This is a genomic window from Paenibacillus sp. LC231, assembly GCF_001860525.1.
Lineage (GTDB): Bacteria > Bacillota > Bacilli > Paenibacillales > Paenibacillaceae > Paenibacillus_AQ.
Map to the genome: position 1 here is coordinate 560,122 of NZ_JFOM01000015.1, position 21,011 is coordinate 581,132.

Annotated in this window: 18 protein-coding genes; 16 read left to right on the top strand and 2 right to left on the bottom strand. The window is 51.2% G+C overall.

Going from position 1 to position 21,011, the window contains the following annotated elements; all coding sequences use genetic code 11:
- The first annotated feature begins 3 nt into the window (after window positions 1-3).
- From AK95_RS12685 to AK95_RS12705, 5 genes are all read left to right on the top strand, one after another.
- Window positions 4-1,473, top strand: a complete 1,470-nt coding sequence (locus tag AK95_RS12685) for a rhamnulokinase (protein WP_071220305.1) — start codon at window positions 4-6, stop codon at window positions 1,471-1,473.
- Window positions 1,474-1,503: 30 nt separating this feature from the next.
- Window positions 1,504-2,280 carry a DeoR/GlpR family DNA-binding transcription regulator gene (locus AK95_RS12690; RefSeq protein WP_071220495.1) on the top strand — a complete coding sequence of 259 codons (777 nt, stop codon included), beginning with the start codon at window positions 1,504-1,506 and terminating at the stop codon, window positions 2,278-2,280.
- A gap of 105 nt (window positions 2,281-2,385) precedes the next feature.
- Entirely contained in the window at window positions 2,386-3,123 is a 738-nt protein-coding gene (locus AK95_RS12695; RefSeq protein WP_071220496.1) for a (Fe-S)-binding protein, read from the top strand.
- Window positions 3,110-4,630 (top strand): LutB/LldF family L-lactate oxidation iron-sulfur protein, encoded by a 1,521-nt coding sequence (locus AK95_RS12700; protein WP_071220306.1) that lies wholly within the window; start codon window positions 3,110-3,112, stop codon window positions 4,628-4,630. The genes AK95_RS12695 and AK95_RS12700 overlap by 14 nt, the downstream gene beginning before the upstream one ends.
- Entirely contained in the window at window positions 4,623-5,363 is a 741-nt protein-coding gene (locus AK95_RS12705; RefSeq protein ID WP_071220307.1) for a LutC/YkgG family protein, read from the top strand. The genes AK95_RS12700 and AK95_RS12705 overlap by 8 nt, the downstream gene beginning before the upstream one ends.
- Window positions 5,364-5,548: 185 nt before the next feature.
- Here AK95_RS12705 and AK95_RS12710 read toward each other — a convergent pair whose 3' ends face one another.
- Entirely contained in the window at window positions 5,549-6,403 is an 855-nt protein-coding gene (locus AK95_RS12710) for an SDR family oxidoreductase (RefSeq protein ID WP_071220308.1), read from the bottom strand.
- A 288-nt stretch (window positions 6,404-6,691) separates the two neighbouring features.
- Here AK95_RS12710 and AK95_RS12715 point away from each other — a divergent pair, with 288 nt between their 5' ends.
- Window positions 6,692-8,200, top strand: coding sequence for a UDP-N-acetylmuramoyl-L-alanyl-D-glutamate--2,6-diaminopimelate ligase (locus tag AK95_RS12715; protein ID WP_071220309.1), 1,509 nt, complete (start codon window positions 6,692-6,694; stop codon window positions 8,198-8,200).
- A 23-nt stretch (window positions 8,201-8,223) separates the two neighbouring features.
- A complete protein-coding gene (locus tag AK95_RS12720; RefSeq protein ID WP_071220310.1) occupies window positions 8,224-9,309 on the top strand; it encodes a PQQ-dependent sugar dehydrogenase in 1,086 nt (361 codons plus the stop codon).
- A gap of 222 nt (window positions 9,310-9,531) precedes the next feature.
- Here the strand turns inward: AK95_RS12720 and AK95_RS12725 are convergent, their stop codons facing one another.
- Complete coding sequence (locus AK95_RS12725) at window positions 9,532-10,179, bottom strand: helix-turn-helix transcriptional regulator (protein ID WP_071220311.1); 648 nt, start codon at window positions 10,177-10,179, stop codon at window positions 9,532-9,534.
- Window positions 10,180-10,458: 279 nt separating this feature from the next.
- Here AK95_RS12725 and AK95_RS12730 point away from each other — a divergent pair, with 279 nt between their 5' ends.
- From AK95_RS12730 to AK95_RS12770, 9 genes are all read left to right on the top strand, one after another.
- The gene (locus AK95_RS12730) at window positions 10,459-10,695 is read left to right on the top strand and encodes an indolepyruvate ferredoxin oxidoreductase subunit alpha (protein ID WP_015736133.1); all 237 of its coding nucleotides are present in this window, start codon (window positions 10,459-10,461) and stop codon (window positions 10,693-10,695) included.
- Between the two features lie 939 nt (window positions 10,696-11,634).
- On the top strand, window positions 11,635-12,795 hold the full coding sequence (locus AK95_RS12735) for an ROK family transcriptional regulator (RefSeq protein WP_071220312.1): 1,161 nt from the start codon (window positions 11,635-11,637) through the stop codon (window positions 12,793-12,795).
- 28 nt (window positions 12,796-12,823) lie between these two features.
- Window positions 12,824-13,828, top strand: a complete 1,005-nt coding sequence (locus AK95_RS12740; protein WP_071220313.1) for an asparaginase — start codon at window positions 12,824-12,826, stop codon at window positions 13,826-13,828.
- 94 nt (window positions 13,829-13,922) lie between these two features.
- On the top strand, window positions 13,923-15,512 hold the full coding sequence (locus tag AK95_RS12745; protein WP_071220314.1) for a glutathione ABC transporter substrate-binding protein: 1,590 nt from the start codon (window positions 13,923-13,925) through the stop codon (window positions 15,510-15,512).
- Window positions 15,513-15,626: 114 nt separating this feature from the next.
- A complete protein-coding gene (locus AK95_RS12750) occupies window positions 15,627-16,553 on the top strand; it encodes an ABC transporter permease subunit (RefSeq protein WP_071220315.1) in 927 nt (308 codons plus the stop codon).
- A 12-nt stretch (window positions 16,554-16,565) separates the two neighbouring features.
- On the top strand, window positions 16,566-17,474 hold the full coding sequence (locus AK95_RS12755) for an ABC transporter permease (RefSeq protein ID WP_071220316.1): 909 nt from the start codon (window positions 16,566-16,568) through the stop codon (window positions 17,472-17,474).
- A 15-nt stretch (window positions 17,475-17,489) separates the two neighbouring features.
- Complete coding sequence (locus AK95_RS12760) at window positions 17,490-18,494, top strand: ABC transporter ATP-binding protein (RefSeq protein ID WP_071220317.1); 1,005 nt, start codon at window positions 17,490-17,492, stop codon at window positions 18,492-18,494.
- Window positions 18,491-19,480, top strand: coding sequence for an ABC transporter ATP-binding protein (locus AK95_RS12765; protein ID WP_071220318.1), 990 nt, complete (start codon window positions 18,491-18,493; stop codon window positions 19,478-19,480). Before AK95_RS12760 ends, AK95_RS12765 begins: the two co-directional genes overlap by 4 nt.
- A gap of 46 nt (window positions 19,481-19,526) precedes the next feature.
- A complete protein-coding gene (locus tag AK95_RS12770; RefSeq protein WP_071220319.1) occupies window positions 19,527-20,987 on the top strand; it encodes a leucyl aminopeptidase family protein in 1,461 nt (486 codons plus the stop codon).
- The last annotated feature ends 24 nt before the right edge of the window (window positions 20,988-21,011 follow it).

Genomic DNA, 21,011 nt, shown 5'->3' on the forward strand with positions numbered 1-21,011 from the left:
GCGTTGAGCGTTCTTGCATTTGATTTGGGCGCAAGCAGTGGCAGGGCCATGCTGGGCCAATGGAACGGCCGAACCATCGACGTAACGGAAATTCACCGGTTCCCGAACGATCCGGTTCGAATCGGCGACCGTTTCCAATGGGATATATTGCGGATCTACCACGAGATGAAGCAGGGCTTGCTCCGATTGAAGGGACAGCATAGCCTGCCGACGAGCATCGGGATTGATTCCTGGGCCGTGGATTTCGGGCTCCTGGATCGGAACGGGGAGCTGCTCATGAATCCGTATCATTATCGGGACACGCACACGGATGGCGTGATGGAACAGGTCTTCCGGGATGTGCCGCCTGCCGAGATCTTTGATCGGACGGGGATCCAGTTCCTCTCATTCAACACGATCTATCAGCTGGCTTCCTTGCAGCGGAAGAACCCCTACTTGCTTCAAGAAGCCGAGCGTTTTCTTATGATTCCCGATTTGCTGCGCTACTTCTTGACCGGCGAGATGGCGAATGAATTTACGAACGCTACTACAACGCAGCTGTATAACCCGCTTTCGGCGAGCTGGGATGATCATCTCTTGAAATCATTGAATATTCCTCATAAGTTATTTCATCCTGTTTCTCAGCCCGGTACGCATGTTGGGGCTCTGAGATCTTCCGTCACGGAGGAACTGGGGATCCCGCCGATCCCGCTCTATACGGTTGCAGAGCATGATACGGCTTCCGCCGTGGTCGCGGTTCCGGCTATAGAGCGTTCGTTTGCTTACTTGAGCTGCGGAACCTGGTCGCTGATGGGAACTGAAGTCGATCAGCCTGTCATTCATGAACGGGCCAGAGAGCTGAACTTCACGAATGAGGGAGGAGCCTACGGCACGTACCGACTGCTCAAGAATATCATGGGACTTTGGATTCTGCAGGAATGTCAGCGGACCTGGGGACGAGAAGGGTTAACGTACTCCTATCCCGAATTGGTTAAGATGGCGGATGCGGCGCCGGCATTTGCTTGTTTTATTGATCCCGACGATCCCGTATTCCTCCCAGCCGGTGATATGCCGAAGCGTGTAGTGGAATATGCGGCGCGCACAAACCAGAGCGTTCCGCAGGATGCAGGCGCTCTTGTACGCTGCATTATGGAGAGCCTGGCCATGCAGTACCGTTATGTGCTGGAGTTGACCGAGGAATTGTCGGGGCAAAAATTTCAGGGCTTGCATATGGTGGGCGGTGGCATTCATAATGAAACATTATGCCAGTGGACTGCGAATGCGATAGGGAAACCCGTATGGGCTGGACCTGCGGAGGGCAGTGCCATCGGCAATATGGCCGTGCAGTGGATTGCGCAAGGCGAGTTGTCCGATATATGGGAAGCACGCGCAGTCATTAGAGAGTCCTTCCCGGTCAAGACCTACGAGCCGAAGGAAACTTCCTTATGGGAGGAGGCCTACGGGGTGTTCGGTCAGCGGACCGGGAAGAGATAGAATATACGAACAGTAAGGATGGGCGGTATGATGCTGGTTGCAGAACGATATGAGAAAATAGTACAGTTGGTCAACGAAAGAGGGAGCATCCGAGTCTCCGAGCTGAGTCAGCTCTGCGGTGTAACGGAAGAAACGATTCGCCGCGATCTTGACAGGTTGGAGCAAGCAGGGCGCCTGCGCCGTTCCCATGGCGGAGCGGTTAGCGTGAAGGATCAACCGGAAATTCAGCGGTCGCAGCCGGAAATACCGTATGCTGAGCGGGAAATCATGCATGCGCTGGAGAAGCAGCGGATCGCGGAGGAAGCGGTCAAGCGAATCCATCCGAATGATCGCATCTTGCTGGATGCAAGCTCTACGGCTTGGTACATGGCAAAAATCATACCGGATATTCCGATTACCGTGCTGACGAATTCGATTAAGGTGGCCGCTGAGCTGAGCACCAAGGAAAGGGTTCAGGTGATTTCCACAGGCGGCATTCTGGCTCATCGTTCCCTGTCCTTTGTCGGTCCGCTTGCGGAACGCTCGCTGGATGCTTACTACGTGGATAAAGCCTTTCTATCCTGCAAGGGTGTGCATATCGAGCGGGGCCTTAGCGAATCCAATGAGCTTCAGGCGAGAATCAAGCATAAAATGATTGGAATGACAGATGAGACCATTCTGCTCGCCGATGCCAGCAAATTCGGCACGCAGGCTTTTGCGCAGGTTGCCGATCTATCCCAAGTGAATCTGATCATTACCGATCGCCGATTGACGGAAGAGGAAGCAGCACCTTATCGAGCTTTGGGCATCAAGATCGAATCTGTATAGAGCAAACTTCGATAACATATCAACATGGAATCCCCCCGTTCCGGGGGGTTCTTGCTAGAGGCCGATTCTTCGGTCCATATCCTGATGATTAGCGGGGTGAAGATGTTGAAGATTTCATTATTTGTCACTTGTCTCAGCGATGCCTTGTTCCCACGGGTAGCTGAATCGATGGCAAGATTGCTGGCAAGGTACGGCGTGCAGCTGGAATTTCCGGAAATCCAGACCTGCTGCGGCCAACCGGCCTACAACAGTGGTTATTGGGATGATGCTCGCATCAGTGCCAAGACGATTCTGGACGCTTTTGACGATAGCGACTTTGTGGTGTCTCCTTCCGGCTCCTGCACGTATATGATTCATCATTATCCGGATTTGTTCAAGGACGATCCCATATATTTGGATAAAGCGAAAGCGCTTCAATCCAAATGCTATGAGTTTACGCAATTCCTGGTTGACGTGCTGGGCGTGACCGATGTTGGCGCCGTCTATCCACACAAGGTAACCTATCATCCCTCCTGTCACGGAAGCCGCCTGCTCGGGGTGAAGGAGCAGCCAATGAAACTGCTTAGCCAAGTCAAGGGACTGGAACTTGTTCCCTTGCCATTCGCCGAGGATTGCTGCGGGTTCGGCGGAACGTTTGCCGTGAAAATGGCGGATATTTCAGGCGCGATGGTAACGGAGAAAAGCGATCATGTGCTGGAGACCGAGGCATCCGTGCTTGTCGGTCTCGATATGGCCTGCCTTATGAATATTGCCGGCAATCTGCGCCACCGGGGCGAGAAGGTTCAGGTCAAGCATTTGGCCGAGCTGTTGTATGAGGGGGTGAGCGTACATGAGCTCAGCTGAATCGAAAGCGCAAACGGTTAAGGAACGTGCAGGTTACGCTCTCAATAATGATTTTCTGCGCAATGCGGTGAAGTTTACGACAGAGCGGCTGCGGCTCGGCAAGAAGCTCGCGTCGGAGGAGCATGGCAACTGGGATGCGTGGAGGGAACGGGGACGCCAAATCCGGCTCCATACTATCGCTCACCTGGATTATTATTTGAATGAGTTTGCTGAGCAGGCCAGGGCGAACGGAGCCCATGTCCATTTTGCGGAGACGGCGGAAGAAGCCGTCGCGATCTCCCTTGAGATTGCGGAGCATAAGTCGGCCAAGTCCGTCGTGAAATCAAAATCAATGGTGTCCGAGGAGCTGCATCTGAACAAGGCGCTCGACTCGATCGGAGTGGAGGCCGTCGAAACGGACCTCGGCGAGTATATTATTCAGCTCGCGGATGAGACGCCTTCTCATATCATCATTCCCGCCATCCATAAGAACCGTTACCAGATTGCGGAGCTGTTGTCCGCAGAGGCAGGCGAAACGCTGCCGCCCGATACGGCGATTATGGCAGGTTTTGTCCGCATGAAGCTGCGAGAGAAGTTCCTTGAAGCGGACATTGGCATGACGGGGTGTAATTTTGCGATTGCCGAGACGGGCTCGATGGTGTTGTTCGAGAATGAAGGCAATGCCCGCATGGTGACGACGGTGCCAAAGACACAGATTACCCTGATGGGCATGGAGCGAATTATTCCGTCATGGGCGGATCTCGAAGTCATGGCTACCTTGCTGCCGCGTTCGGCGACCGGTCAGAAGCTGACGGTATATATGTCCGGTATCAGTGGTCCGAAGAGAGAACTGGATGCCGATGGACCGGACGAGATGCATATTATCATCATTGATAACGGCCGTTCTCTTCAGCTCGGGGACCCCGAATTTCAGGAGCTGCTTAACTGTATACGCTGCGGCGCCTGCCTGAATGCCTGTCCCGTATATCGCCATATTGGCGGGCACGCTTATGGGGGCACGTATAGCGGCCCAATCGGTGCCGTATTAACGCCTGCCTTGAACAAGAACGTCGCGGAATGGGACGATATTGCGAACGCATCCAGCCTGTGCGGCGCTTGTTATGAAGCATGCCCCGTGAAGATTCCGCTGCATGATATGCTGGTATCCCTGCGCCGCCGGAAGATTGAAGCCGGACGCGGTGACAAGCTGGAAGCGATGGGCATGAAGGGCTTCTCGGCGATCATGGGGAATGCCAAGCGTTATCGCAGCGTGGTATCCCTCGGAAAGTGGGGCCAGAAATTAGTGGTTCAAGGCGGGGAGATTCGAACGCGGATCGGACCTTTGAAGGGGTGGAATTCATACAGGGTAACCCCAAGTCTCCCCAAGCAATCCTTCCGTGACCGATGGTCGGAGATGGAGCAGGATATTCGCGGAACCTCCGGGACAATGGACCCTGAAATCGCCAACCGATTGAAGGAGCGGCTTCAGCAGCAGAAGTTCGGAAAGGGGGAGAAGGCCCATGACTAATGAAACCGATCGCAGCTGGCTGAGCCGTCTTGAAGAACAGTCCCGCAAAAAGCAGGAGCAGTTCATGGATGGAATTGCCGCGAAGCTGGGCAGAAGCCGGGTTCGCACCGCTCCGGAGCATCCTTTCCGCGGTGCCCCCGATTTCTGGAATGAGTTTGAGTGGCCGCTTGAGGAGAGGATTACGCAGTTTACCGCCAACTTTGAAGCGGCAGGAGGCCATGTGGTAAGGCTGAGCCACCGCGAAGAGGTCAGCCGGTTTATTAGGGACAAAGCGATGGAGATGAGTGCGGCTACGATTCTTCGTCAGCAGGAAGACGCGCTGGACCGCCTGGGGCTGGAAGAGAGCTTGCCGGAGGCGCTTGTTCTCTCCTGGAATGAGGCAGCGGACACGGACTGGAGGGCTGTCGCTGCCAGAGCTGATTTTGGTGTCGTCATGGCGGATTATGCTGCGGCTTACACCGGTTCGATTACGGTGAAATCGACCCCGCATAAAGGACGTTCGGTCAGCCTGCTGCCGACCGTGTTGATAGCCATTATTCCAATAGAGCGAATGGTTACCCGACTAGGCGAGATTCTGGTTCAGTTTGATCAGGCCGGACGCGAGCAGCTGCCGGCGGGAATCCATTTCATCTCGGGCCCGAGCCGTTCCGCCGATATCGAGAACGATCTTACGATTGGCGTTCACGGGCCAGGCATCGTGTACGCCCTGCTGGTCGATTCCTATGAGAATTAACGAATAACACAGGTTACAGGATTAGCCCCAAGCAAGAGCAGTTACGGCATGCTCACTGGCTTGGGGCTAATTTTAGATAAGGGAATATTTAAGTTTGCAGTGAAACTGATAATCGATAAGTTTCCTCTGAATGCAGTCTGTCAACTGTGGAAGCACGACGATAGATGTTTTTCTTAAGTATGGGGTTATTTGCCCCTGCGTGTCAGTTCGGCCAGCCGATCCCATTGCTCATGGGTCACTTCCGCCAGGTCGTTGAATTGTCCCGCACCCTGCAGCCATTCACCGCCATCGATGGTGATCACGTCACCATTAATATAACCGGCATAATCGGAAATGAGATACGCGGCGAGATTAGCTAATTCCTCTGCATCCCCTACGCGCTTTAGGGGGATGCGGTCGATCATCTTTTGCTCCAGCTCCGGCGTGGGCGATAATCTTGACCATGCGCCTTCAGTCGGGAATGGACCCGGGGCGATCGCGACTTGTCGGATCCCGTAAGGGGCCCACTCCACCGCGAGGGAACGTGTCAGCGCAAGCACGCCCGCTTTTGCGGCTGCAGATGGGACCACATAGCCAGAGCCTGTTGAAGCATATGTTGTGACGATGTTGAGCATCGTTCCGCTTTTGCCCTGCTCAATCCAGCGTTTGCCGACTTCAAGGGTTGCGTAGAAGGTGCCGTGCAGCACGATGTTCAGCACGGCATCCACAGCCCGAGGAGAGAGGCGCTCGGTGGGGCTGATGAAGTTCCCGGCTGCATTGTTGACAAGCACGTCAATACCTCCATAATGCTGCTCTGCCGCATCAACAAGAGCCGATATCTGCGCAGGGTCTCGAACGTCGCAGCTTTTGTACCATACCTCGCAGCCTTGCTGTTTTAATTCTTCAGCGGTCTGCTGAAGAACTTCCTCCCGGCGTCCGCATATGGCGAGTTTAGCGCCAAGCTGCGCGAACTTCTCTCCCATGGCCCGACCAAGGCCCGTGGCCCCTCCCGTAATCAATACGACTTTATTTTGAAGCAAATCGTCCGTGAACGGTCCCATCGATGGTTCTCCTTTCAATCAAATATGGAATAACGGAGCGGATTCTCGAAACGCGTCCTATATTCAGCAGGCTGCATCAACCATTTCAAAAAAATGCAACCGCTTACTTCCAGCGTAACATGGTTAACACTTCCAGTCATCACATTCTTGTTTCAGAATGCCCTTGCTTGGTTAGGTTAATAAGAAATGCAGGTTAAAACGATACATAGTCGTAAATTCTACATCTTATATATCACACTGCCACCTGACCCTGGGATTTTGATTACATCACGAGATGAGGAACTTGACATGATTCTGAAATCACTGACGGAGCGGCTGATTCTTAAGACGATAACGGGCAGCACTTCTGTGGATATCACGAACCTGGATACAGATTCAAGAGAGATCCGGCCTGGCGGCCTGTTTGTCTGTGTTCCAGGCTTTCACGTGGACGGTCATGACTATGCCCTGCAGGCGATACGTAACGGCGCTGTTGCCATTGTGGCTGAACGGGAGCTGCCGGGACTACCAGGAAACGTTACACATATAACGGTACCGGATACCAGAAGAATTCTGCCGATTCTTGCAAACGCCTTTTTTGGAGATCCCACGCAGCGATTGAAACTGATCGGAATTACCGGGACAAACGGCAAGACAACGACAACCCACATGGTAGAAAAGATTCTGAACGACGCTCACCGCAAAACGGGCATTATTGGCACACTGTATATGAAGATCGGAGATCATATGGAGAAAACGCTGAATACGACGCCGGATACGATTCAGCTGCAGCGTTATTTTCATACGATGGTCACCCATGGCGGAGACTATGCCGTATTGGAGGTGTCCTCGCACGGATTGGATATGGGGAGAGTGCGCGGATGCGATTTTCAGACTGTTGTCTTTACGAATTTGTCGCATGATCATCTGGACTTTCATCAGAATATGGAGAGCTATCGCAATACGAAGGAGCTGTTGTTCACCCAGTTGGGCAACAGTAATCGTGACATGCTGAAGAAGGCGATCCTGAATGCCGACGATGAAGCATCGTCCTATTATGCAAAACGGACATCCGCACAGATCGTAACCTATGGCATTCGTAACGAGGCCGATGTTCGGGCAACGCATATTCAAAACATGCCGGAGGGCTGCAAGTTTCATGTAGAAACGCCATGGGGACACGGCGACTTCAGTCTGAAGGTGCATGGTGTTCACAACGTGTATAACGCGCTTGCCGCCATGACCACTTGCTTGCTGGAAGGGATACCGCTTGAAGAAATCTGCAGAAGTCTTCAACATTTTGCAGGGGTTGATGGACGATTTCAAGAAATAGAGACGGGACGAAGATTTCGCGTGGTTGTGGATTATGCGCATAATCCGGATGGACTTAAGGCAACATTGCAATCGGCCAAGGAAATAACAGCGGGCAAAATGATATGCGTGATGGGCTGCCGGGGCGAAAGGGATCGGTTGAAACGTCCGATCATGGCGGACATTGCAGCTTCATATTCGGATTATGTGTTGTTCACGACGGACAATCCATTCTCGGAGGATCCGGAGCAGATTTTGGCTGAGATGCTGGGAGGCTTAACCTCACATGAGGCAGGGAATTGGGAGGTTATCCTGAACCGTAAAGAAGCCATTCAACGAGCTGTGGAATTGGCCGGTGACGAGGACAGGATCATTATTACCGGACGAGGACATGAGACCCGGTATGTAGCAGGCAGCCAGATCGAATCGTTTAGCGATGAGGATATTGTGATGCGTTCATTACAGGACATGGGGCAAGGCATCCAGATGATGACACCGGAGCTATAAAATTACCCGGGAGGTGCTGGATTTTGAAACGAAAGGGACTTGGCGCTGCGTTAACCGCGGTTGTGCTGCTTCTTGCTGCTTGTACACAGACACCCCCTGCTAAGGAAGAAGGGAGGCAGGAAGACCACCGGGAAGAGAAAAATGATTCCTCGTATCATGTGCTTGCAGAGCAGTTGAGGACACCTTGGTCGATCGATTTTGACGGTGATACGATATATGTCAGCGAGCGGGAAGGAAACATCGTTCAGATCAAGGACGGCACATTAACCAGGCAGTCGGTACAAACGGAGAAGCCGGTTGCCCATCAAGGAGAAGGCGGATTCCTGGGCTTTGCGTTAGCCCCGGATTTTCAGGATTCCGGCAAGGCCTTTGCCTACCACACCTATGATCAGGATGGAAAGGTTATGAACCGGTTGGTTCTTTTGAAGCAGGACGGGAATCAATGGACAGAGTCGCAAGTCTTCCTGGAGCGTATTCCCGGCTCTAATGTGCATAACGGAGGCCGAATTGCAATCGGACCCGACGATATGCTCTACGTAACGACAGGAGATTCGGGAGAAGGAGAGCATGCGCAAAATCAGGAAAGTTTAGCAGGCAAAATCTTGCGATTGACGCTGGATGGCAAGGTCCCGGCGGATAATCCGACTGCAGGCTCTTATGTCTATACGCTAGGGCATCGGAATTCGCAGGGCTTGGCCTGGAATTCGGAAGGTGAATTGTACAGCTCAGAGCATGGACCGTCAGGTACGCCTGGCGGACACGATGAGATTAATGAGATCACGGCTGGCAGCAATTACGGCTGGCCCGAGATCTATGGCGATGATAGGTTAGAAGGCATGAAGCTCCCGATTTACCATAGCGGCGAAACGGCAATCGCACCTTCCGGCATCGCATTTGATGAGCAGGACCGCTTGTACATGGCGACTCTTCGCGGCCAGATACTGTACCAATTTCGGCGGGAGAACACCTCGCTTGAGGTCGTATTGGAAGGTGAAGGCAGATTAAGGGACGTCAAAGTCCATGACGGCAAAACCTATGTCATTACCAACAATACGGATGGCCGGGGTGTGCCTTCCGATCAGGATGATCGACTGCTGGTGCTGAAATAATTCAAAGAATTGTACATGTCTTGCGATTTAAGAGAATAAATATAGGACAAGTACACTAAGAAAAACGTCTATCGACGTACTTTCTCAGAAGACAGACCGCATATAGCGGAAGTTTTTCTTGCGAGATAAGGTGGGTAAGCCTCTGAAGCCTATACTTTCTTATCTCTTAACAAAAATGGCCCCTTCCCGTATGGAAGGAGCCTGATTCGGCAATAACAGATATTATGTTTGCTTGGCTTCGGTTTGTTTTCGAATACGGTATACACATTTTTTGTCGCCCTTGGCAAGGCATTCGGTCCGTTCCACATCCGCTTCCAGCAAAGATTGAAACAGGTCAAGCTCACAGCGGCATGCGTGTTGGAACCGGTTGGCTACCTGGGATATAGGGCAATTCAGTTCCTCGAGGAGATATTCTTCCTCGGTGACTTTTTTGTAATCCACCATATATCCGTTGTCATTCTGAATCTGAGCAAGGGCAGCAACCCGATCTTCTAGAGCATCGGCTTTCACCGTAGGCGTATACTTGTTCAGCAATGTATCCTTACGCTTGTCGAACAGCCGTGAAATCATTTCGTCACCGGCCTCATCCTGCAGCTCGTTCAGCAGATCGAGTGCAAGCGCATGATAGTTCTTAGGGAAAAAATCCTCTGCGGATTCCGTAAGACTGTATAAGGAAACGGGTCTTCCCATCGGCTGTTTCACGGTTCGATAGGTGATGTAACCCTCACTCTTCAAGCTTTCCAGATGGCGCCGGACGGCCATGCCTGTTATTCCCAGTGCCTCGGTTATGGATTTTGTGCTGAGTTCACCATTTATTTTTAACATTTGCATGATATACTCGCGGGTACTGTATGCGACTTCTTGATCCACTATAATCACCGCCTTGTTTCTCGATGAATGCTTTCTTTTTCAACTAAAAAGGTTAAAAAGCAATATGTCTCATCTTATGTCTTTACCTTCTATAAGTCAACCGGAATGGCAGTTTTTGAGGCTATCAACACGCGGTTTATTGACAATTGGCATGATTAACCACATAATTATTATATATGTTGGTATAAAAAGTATAGAAAGCAAGGAATGGATAAAGATCGAGCTTTTGCAATGATAGCCAGTCGAAAGATTATTACAATCGGGAAGGTGGAATGACGGATGTATGTTATTGGGTCAGCTTGTATCGAAGAGAAAGCGGGAGAATGCGTTGACGTTTGCCCTGTGGATTGTATAGAAGAAGGAGATGACCAGTTCTACATCGATACCGATATTTGTATCTCCTGTGGGGCTTGCGAAGCGGCTTGTCCGGTGGCGGCCATTTTCTATTTTGAGGATCTGCCGGAAGACCAAAAGCATTATTTCGATAAAGCGGTTGAATATTACAAGAACAAGTAAGGCGCTCGGGCGCTCCGGTTTGAGTCGCTCCGGTTTGAGGCTATCCGCTCTGTTGTCCGCCCGTTTCGGGAATGGAATAGGCAAGGTAGAAACGGACTCCCAAAGGATCCGTGCGCTCCGGTTTGAGTCTATCCGCTCTGTTGTCCGTCCGTTTCCGGAATGGATATAGGCAAGGTAGAAACGGACTCCCAAAGGATCGGCTATCCTCAAACCTCCGCTGGGTGGTAAAGAACAAAAGGAAAGATCAAAAGACTAAAGATAAGAGATTAAAGATTCAATGATTAAATTTAGAAGAGCAAGGATTACAAGTTGTAAATCTATATGCGATCAAATAAAAGCGGCTACGATTAATAGTCGGAAAATAGAGCGATGTTCAAGCTGCGCTCATGCGTTAATCAAAATACGTGTTCTCCATACATAAGCCATCCGGGATATTCGAGGCCCCTCGAATTAATTTCTCGGGTGGTTTAATTCGTTATGGGCGGATCAAGCAAGGAAGCACCTGAAACCTAGGACCCTACCGAAATTATGGCATATTTCCATCCTTTTGAAGCCATCCGGGATGAAGAATGTTCCAATCATTCTTTTCTTGGGTGGCTTTATTCATGAGTTGAAAGGGCGGTGTTATCTACATTTTAGAAGTTTCTGCGTCAAGTTGATGTCATATTGTGCGCGCAGCGTGGTCATTTGTATGTATACACGAGATTGAATTTCTTTCGCAAAATAGTGAAACACTTACATTTCCAGAAACAAAAAAATAATAATTTAAATGTGTCATATATATTGACACATTTACAAAACACGTTTTATTATTAATATCACTGGAGAATAAAAATAATAAACTTGATAATAATCACGGTTTTTTGATGATTTCGGATCGTTTTATTTGAAAAAATGATCTTATTAATCTACTGGTGAAATTAAATAGGGGATGTCTTCATGAAAAAGCATGATCAAGACTTTATGAAGCGGCAGAACAGACTCACAGTATTCCAAATCATCAAGAACGAACAGCCGATTTCAAGAGCAGCTATTGCCAAACAGACGGGAATGAGTCCGACAACGGTCAGCCGGATCGTATCGGAGCTGACGGAAGAAGGGTACGTTCACGAAACCGAAGAACAAGCCTCGGCCGGACGCGGAAGAAAGTCCTCCTTAATAAGACTGCTGGATACGGCGGTCATCTCGATTGGCGTTGAGCTTGATCGCCATCAAGCCAATATTGGATTCATCGATGTTCAGGGAAGCGTATTGTGCAGCGGCAGTTTTCCGAGATCGCCGGAAGATACGGCAGAAGCCACAGTAGCCCGAATTGCGGACACCATTGAAGAACTCATCTCGGAATGCGATATCGATCGCAGACGGGTGGTAGGGATTGGCGTGGGACTGCCGGGCATTATCGATGTTGATGCCGGAGTGGTCAATTTCTCGGTACAGCTTGGTTGGAAGAATGTGAGGCTTGCCGAGAGACTCAAGGAATTAACCGGGCTTCAATCGGTCGTAGACAATGAGCTGAAGGTAAAGGCATTGGCGGAGCAACTTAAAGGATCGGCATACGGCTCCAACCGGACGGTCCTCCTTGGGTTTGGTAATGGCGTAGGCTCAGCACTGATCCTGGAAGGGGAGATTTACCGCGGGGTGACCAACAGCGCAGGGGAAATCGGACACACGACGGTGGACCCTGAAGGTATGATGTGCGACTGCGGAAAAGCCGGTTGCCTCCAAACCTATATCAATATACCGTCCTTGTTGTCGGAAGCCAGCAAGATTAAACACGTTCGTACGATTGAGGAACTGTTCGCAGAAAGACGGGCTGGAACACGATGGGCGACCTATTTAATCGATAGAGCCCTTGCGTATATGGCGATTACGATTAATAACGTCGTCAGCATGTACAATCCGGACAGCGTCATATTGAGCGGCGAGATCCTGGACAAGTTCCCTGAAGTTTACGAAGAGATCACCGATCTGTGCTACTCACAGTATATCTGGGAACCGCTTCAGGATTCCTTTACGATTGTCCGCTCCGAGCTTCACGAGCATGGGGTCATCATCGGATCGGGACTTGTCGCGCAGGATCGTTATTTTCAACTGAATTAATTCATCTGGAGATCGGGGGAGCAACATCATGGGATTTGTGCCATTGGTAGAGGAATATCGCGGGAATGTACTGGAGAACATCCACTACGGAGCGATCAGTGTTGTAGACGAGAACGGTAATGTGGTTTACGCAGCGGGTGATCCGCATCATATGACTTTTCTGAGATCAGCGGCTAAGCCGTTTCAAGCCATACCTGTGATGAAACGCCGGATTGACGAAGTGTATGGACTAACTGGGGAAGAAACGGCATTGTTTGCTGCCTCCCACCGTGGTGAAAGCTTCCACATTGATGCACTGGAATCTATTTTGAAGAAAACCGGGATTCAGGAAGAAGCGCTTCACTGCTGCGCAACTTATCCACTGAACGAGGAAGCCAAGGCGCAGCGCCATCGTGATCATGAGGACAAACGTCGGATCTTCCATAACTGCTCGGGCAAGCACAGCGGCTTGATTGCCCTAAGTAAGCATATGGGCTGGGACGAGAGCACGTATTACAAGCCGGAGCATCCGGTTCAGCAAGAGATCATTGAGACGCTGGCTTATTTTGCCGAGGTTCCGGTTTCCTCGATCCCGCAAGGCATTGACGGCTGTGGCCTTCCCATCTTCGCGCTTCCGCTGGACCGTATCGGATACAGCTTCCTTAAGCTGGCTTGCCCGGATTTGATCGAGGACGCAGAGACGGCGGAAGCAGCTGCCAGAATGGCAAAACGGATGAATGAGTATCCGGATATCATTGCAGACACCAAGTTTGTGTGCTCAGCCTTGCTCCGGGACCACAATCTGACTGCCAAGGGCGGCGCCAAGGGCGTGTACGGCATCGGTCTTCGGAAAGAACGCTTGGCGATCTCGCTTAAAGTGTCCGATGGCTCCGAGCAAGTCTGGCCATGCATCATCGCTTCTATTCTGGAGCGCCTGGGTTACAGCGATCAGTCTACGATCGACCGCTTGTATGCGCTGGTTCCGAATGAGATTTTCAATGATGGCGGTACGCTGGTTGGGAAGCGACGCGCGGTGTACGAATGGAATGTTTAAGCTGTGAGGAACTCAAGGCGATCGGCAGGAAGTTATATGCTGAAGCGGCGAGTGAATCTATAGATATTCACTACATCAAAGGGGGAGTAAAACAATGAGATTCAAAGGTAGAACATGGTCACTGCTCATGCTGCTGCTCGCATTTACGATGGTTGCGGCAGGCTGCGGCGGAAACAGCGGAAGCGGCAAAGGGGCAAGTGAAGGCGGCGGAGAGAGCAAGCCGGTGACAAAAGATAACAAAGATGTTGTCATTGCGATTAACGCCAACTTCATTACGCTTGACCCTCACAATGCCGGAGACACGCACTCCATTTCCGGTGCACGCACGATGTACGAAGGTTTGATGGGCTTCAACGAGAAGATGGAACTCGTTCCTGTACTGGCTGAAGACTACAAGATCAGTGAAGACGGCCTGACGTACACATTCAATCTGCGCCAGAACGTGAAGTTCCATGATGGAACGGATTTCAACGCAGAAGCCGTAAAAGCCAACCTGGATCGCATCATGGATGAAAAGAACAACCTTAGAATGCGTAAAAGCTTCTCTGCCGTCGCCGATGTTCAAACTCCGGATGACCACACGGTTGTCATCACCCTTAGCCAGCCGTACAACGCTTTCTTGAACAAGACCGCGATGGCGCTGATGATCAGCCCGAAAGCGCTCAAAGAAAGTGCTGACATCACGAAGAATCCTGTAGGTACGGCAGCATACAAGTTCAAGGAATGGATTCAAGGTGACCGCCTTGTTGTTGTAAAGAATGAGGATTACTGGCAAGAAGGTCTTCCGAAGGTGGACAGCATTACGTTTAAACCGGTACCGGAGAACGGTTCCCGGATCGCGATGCTGAAAACGGGCGAAGCGGACTTTATTTATCCTATGCCAACGGAGCAAGTATCTGAAGTAGAAGGCGATTCCAATATCGTCATTGACAAGATCGATTCCACGATCGTTCGTTATATCACCCTTAACACCATGAAGAAGCCTTATGACGATCTGAAGGTTCGTCAAGCCATCAACTATGCAATCGATAAAGATGCTTACATTAAAGTTGTTAAATCCGGACTGGGCTCGAAGTTGAAGTCTTCCATGTCTTCCATGACACAGCACTATTCCGAGCAATCCGGTTATGATTACGATCTGGAGAAAGCAAAATCCCTCTTGGCGGAAGCAGGCTATCCGGACGGATTCGAAGCAGAGCTCTGGGGAGAGAATGATTCCGAAACGATGAAAGGCATGCAGTTCATTCAGCAGCAGCTGGCTCTTGTCGGAATCAAAGTCGACGTGAAATCGATGGAGGGTGCAACCCTGTCCGATCAGATTAACTCGGCTACGCCGGAAAACGCAAAAATTCAAATGTGGTATGTAAGCTGGTCACCTTCGTCTGGTGATGCTGACGGTGCAACCAAAGGTCTGTTCAGCAGCGAGTTCTTCCCTCCGGCTGGTTCCAATACCGCTTACTATAAGAACGACAATGTAGACCAATGGATCAAGGATGCCAACGCATCCGTCAAAGCTGAGGATGCAAAAGAAATCTATGCCAACATCCAAAAGCAAATCTGGGAAGATGCTCCTTGGGCATTCCTCGGGGTCGATCAGGTCATTACCGGCAAGAGAGCTTATCTTGAAGGCGTTAAAGCCCTTCCGGACGGATCGATCAGTGTGATCAACGCAGAAGTCAAATAATCAGGCAGCGAAGAGCTTGCTAAACGTATACCTTGTGGTGGGCCGCCTCTTGAATCAATAAGGAAGCGGCCCATCGTATTTTAAAAGCAGGCATGTTGAAAGGAGGCACATCCTTTGGGAAGATATGCAATTCAGAGGCTGCTGGGTGTTATCCCGCTGTTGTTCGTTGTATCCATTCTTGTATTTATGTTCATTCACCTTATTCCTGGAGATCCGGCACGACTTGTTGCAGGTAAGGATGCCACCCTTGAGGAGATCAACGGGATTCGAGAGCAGCTAGGCTTAAACTTGCCGTTATGGCAGCAGTATGTGAACTACATGAGTGATCTGCTGAAGGGTGACTTGGGTGTATCCGTTACTTCCAATCTGCCGGTAACGGACATGTTGGAAAGCCGGTTTTTCCCGACCATTGTCCTGACCTTTACCAGCCTTGGCTGGGCATTGGTTATCGGTCTGATCATTGGTATCATATCTGCCGTCAATCGCGGAAAATGGCCGGACTATATCGGAATGTTGACTGCGATATCCGGTATTTCCCTGCCAGGATTCTGGCTTGGTCTTGTACTGATTCAAATTTTCTCCGTTGAGCTGGGTTGGTTTCCAACAGGCGGTGTTGACAGCTGGCAATCCTATATTCTGCCTTCTTTTACGCTAGGGGCCGGGATTATGTCCATGCTGGCAAGATACTCCCGTACGTCGATGCTCGAAACGATGCGCGAGGATTATGTCCGGACCGGACGCGCGAAGGGTCTGCGGGAATTCGTCGTTGTCGGAAGGCATGCGCTGCGCAATTCCTTGATTCAGGTCGTAACCGTTGCAGGGCTGCAGTTCGGATTTTTGCTGGGCGGTTCGGTTATGGTTGAGACCGTATTCAGTATTCCGGGCATGGGGCGTCTCTTGGTAGATTCCATCGCGTTCCGGGATTACACCGTGATTCAAGCGCTTCTATTGCTGTTCGCAGCCGAATTTATCCTGATTAACCTGATTGTTGATTTATTGTACGGTGTACTGAATCCAAAAATCCGGTATGCATCGAAATAGGAGGGGGAACCCATGAGCGACAATTCAACAGTGACGGTCCATTCCTCCGTACCGGAGGATATGCTTGCGAAGAGTCAGGCAACTGGCAAATTCAGAGCGTTTACATCTAAATTCATGAAGCAAAAGCTTGCCGTAATATCAAGCGGATTTATCTTGTTACTACTTGTGCTGGCGGTGATCGGTCCGCATATCGTTCCGTATCCTCCGAATGAGCCCAACTACGATGCGATGATGCAAGGCCCGTCGGCTGCCCACTGGGCGGGCACGGATGAGTACGGCCGCGATATTCTGAGCCGCTTGATTGACGGAACCCGGTTGACCATGGCGGTCAGCTTAAGTGCTGTATTCATATCCGCAGTTCTTGGCACGATTCTCGGCCTGATCAGCGGCTATTATGGCGGCTGGATCGACCGTCTCATTATGCGGGGCAGTGACGTTATGTTTTCCTTTCCCGACCTGCTGCTAGCCATTGGAATCGTAGCGATTTTGGGGCCGGGATTATCCAATGTGGTGATCGCGGTGGCGGTCTTTGGCACACCGTCGTTTGCCAGAATCATCCGAAGTGTAACACTCTCCGCGAAGGAGTCTTTATATGTAGAGGCGGCAAGATCGATGGGGGCCAAGCATAACCGGATTATATGGAAGCATATTTTTCCCGAGACGGTTCCCAGCATCATCGTCAACGTGTCGATGCGAATCGGCGGCGCCATTCTGGCAGCTTCTTCGTTAAGTTTCCTCGGACTCGGGGCCAAGCCGACAGAACCGGACTGGGGCGCTATGCTCAGTATGGGACGCGATTACTTAAGCATTGCACCGCATATCGTGTACTACCCGGGACTTCTGATATTCCTGACTGTGCTTGCATTCAATCTGATCGGTGACGGACTGAATGATGCCCTTGATCCGAAGACCAAAAACTAATAGGGGGGATAGATCGTGACGCAAACATTGCTTGAAGTAAAGGGTCTCAAAACCGAATTCAAACGCGATGGCTCATCGGTGCTTGCCGTAGCAGGGGTCGATTTTCACATCAATAAAGGCGAAGTGCTTGGACTCGTGGGTGAATCCGGATGCGGCAAAAGCGTGACCTCCCTGTCCATCATGAGACTTCTTAAGGATACGCCCGGCCGAATATCCGGGGGCTCAGTAAGTTTTGAGGGCAAGGATCTCGTACAAATGTCGGAAAAAGAAATGCGCCGTTATCGCGGAAACGAGCTGGCCATGATCTTCCAGGAACCGATGACATCCCTGAATCCCGTCCTTCGTATCGGGAAACAGCTGGAGGAATCCATCATGCTGCACTTGGGATATAGCCGCAAGAAAGCGCGGCAGCATGCCATCGACTCGCTCAAACTAGTCGGCATTCCGCGGGCGGATGAGGTCGTGGATGACTATCCGCACCAATTGTCCGGCGGTATGCGGCAGCGGGTCATGATTGCGATGGCGATGTCCTGCAATCCGAAGCTGTTGATTGCCGATGAGCCGACCACGGCCCTTGATGTCACGATTCAAGCTCAGATCCTGGATCTGATGAACCGACTCAAGACCGAGCAGGAAATGGGCATGCTGCTCATTACCCATGACCTTGGCGTCGTGGCCGAAATGTGCGACCGGGTGGTTGTCATGTATGCAGGCAGGGTCGTGGAAGAGGCAACGGTTGAAGAGCTGTTCGAGAATCCTCAGCATCCATACACCAAAGGGCTCATTCATTCAGTGCCTAAGCTTAGACAAAAGGTACGCCGTTTGGAATCCATTCCAGGGAATGTGCCGGATCTGCGGAACATGCCGCAAGGCTGCAAGTTTGCTCCGCGATGTCCGTTCGTAATGGAGCAGTGCCTCTCCCAGGAGCCGGAGCTTCTCCCTGTCGCACATGATGAACATCGCAAGAGCCGCTGCTGGCTGACACAGGAAGGTCACACGAAGGGAGGAGAAACCGCATGAAAGAAACACCTCTATTAGAAGTAAAGAATTTGCAGAAATCATTCACGGTGAAAAAAGGATTCTTCGGTACATCCAAGCAGCTTCGTGCCGTGGATGGAATCTCCTTCGCGATCCATAAAGGCGAGACCTTCAGTCTGGTTGGCGAAAGCGGCTGCGGCAAATCGACCACCGGCCGCCTGGTGACCCGTCTGCTGACGCCGAATAGCGGCGAGGTGCTGTTTAACGGAACGGATATTAGCGGATACAACGAGAATCAGATGCGCCCGCTGCGCAAAGACATGCAGATGGTCTTTCAGGATCCGTACGCCTCTCTTAATCCAAGGATGAAAGTCAAAGAACTGGTAGCGGAGCCCTTGCTGATTCATACCAAGCTGAGCACCAAAGAGCGGGACAAACTGGCCTGCGAGCTTCTGGAAACGGTCGGATTAAACAGTTTCCATGCCGAGCGTTTTGCTCATGAGTTCAGCGGCGGTCAGCGGCAGCGGATCGGCATTGCCAGAGCGCTGTCCGTGCGTCCGAATCTAATTGTTGCCGACGAGCCTGTGTCCGCGCTGGATGTTTCCATCCAATCGCAGGTGCTGAACCTGCTGCAGGATCTTCAAGAGGAATACGGCCTGACTTATCTGTTCATCTCCCATGATCTCAGCGTGGTTGAGCATATCAGCGACCGAATCGGCGTCATGTATTTGGGAGCGCTCGTGGAGACCGCCGATAAAGATACGCTGTATGATCGCCCGCTGCATCCTTACACTCAAGCGCTGCTATCTTCGGTACCCGTTCCGGATCCGAAGCAGAAGAAGGAACGGATCATTCTGAAGGGTGATCTGCCTAGTCCGGTGAATCCTCCGACAGGCTGCCGCTTCCATACACGCTGTCCTTCCTGCATGGAAGTGTGCAAACAGATTACGCCGGTCTATCGTGAGGTTGAGCCGGGCCATCAGGTGGCATGCCATTTATATGACGATGAAATCACGAAAAACGCTTAACAAACGCTTAACAGCGATGATTCTCTTATAGAGGAGGGAAGGCTCGATGAACATCACAATAGATGAAGCTCACCTGGCAGATACTTCGATTTATGTGGTTTATGAGGGCGAGGAGTCTCATTTTCGTTTAACGGAATCTCGAAAGCAGCGCATGACGCTGACGTGGTTCTTTGGCCGCTCCGATCAAGAAGCGGATGATCTAATTGTCGGCATGGGGCAGCGTTCAAATCTGACGTTGGAGCAAGTGCGCAGAACAGGCGCATCAGCTGCGAGAGCATTGCTCAAGGAGAATAAAACAAGCGCAGCGCTGATTCGCCCCTCAGTCCGCGGCGTCGGGGCATCTTCCCGGATTTCGATAGAGGATGAACTCCAGGCGTGGGTTGAAGGCTGGATGTATGGACTATATCAATTCAATAAGCATCGCGGGGTCACGGCCAATCTGCAATCCCTGTCTCTTCATCTTCGACTGGAAGACTGGGAGGGGCTCTCCCGTGAAGATCTGGAAGCCATTATACAGACGGCAGAAATCCGGATCGAAGGGACGCAGTTCACCCGTGACCTGGTGAATGAGTCTCCGGAAACGTTAAATCCGGAAGCGTTCGTAGCGGTTGTTGAGGACCGTTTCAAGAAGGCACCCGTTCAGCTACATGTGTATCGCGGACAAGAGCTCCATGATCGGCAGATGAACGGTCTGATCGCCGTGGGAGCCGGCAGCAAGCATGAGCCTGCCATGATTGAGATTGCCTATAATGGGGCGGGTTCCGAGAAGGAGAGCCCTCATATTATACTCATCGGCAAAGGTGTAACCTTTGATATGGGCGGTATGAACGTTAAAATCGGCCGAGACATCAGCGATGCTCGTATGGATATGGGAGGCGCTGCAGCGGTCGTGGGTGCCATGGATATTCTGGTATCGCAAAAAGCTCCGGTACGCGTAACGGCGCTGATCGCCGTTGCGGATAATTTATCGGGACCGGATGCGATGCTACCATCTTCCGTCGTTCATTATCCGAACGGTTTAAGCGTTCAGGTCGCCAATACGGATGGGGAGGGCAGATTGATCATTGCCGATGCACTGCTGCATGCAGCGAATCTTGGCGCAGATAAAGTGATTGATATCGCAACCCTCACCGGTAATGTCGGAGCCGCATTGGGCTTGGAGATTGCGGGCATCTGGGGCGACCCACAGATTACGGCCGATTTGGTTGAGATCGGTGAGCGTAATGGAGAGCGCGTATGGCCTATGCCGCTGATGGACGAGTACGAATCAGAGCTTAGAAGCGATTATGCCGATCTGAAAAATGTCGGTACGTCCACTTTGGCTGGTGCTATAACGGCTGCGCTGTTTATCCGTCATTTTGTGGCGGATTCCATGGAATGGGTGCACATCGATATGGCGGGCACGGTCCAGTATAAACGGGAATTCCCTCATTCCGCAGCGGGTGCTACCGGATACGGCGCGAGATTGCTCGCGGATTATGTGGAGAAGCAGTTTTCCCATGCATAAAGAATCAACTTCAATAAGGAGTGA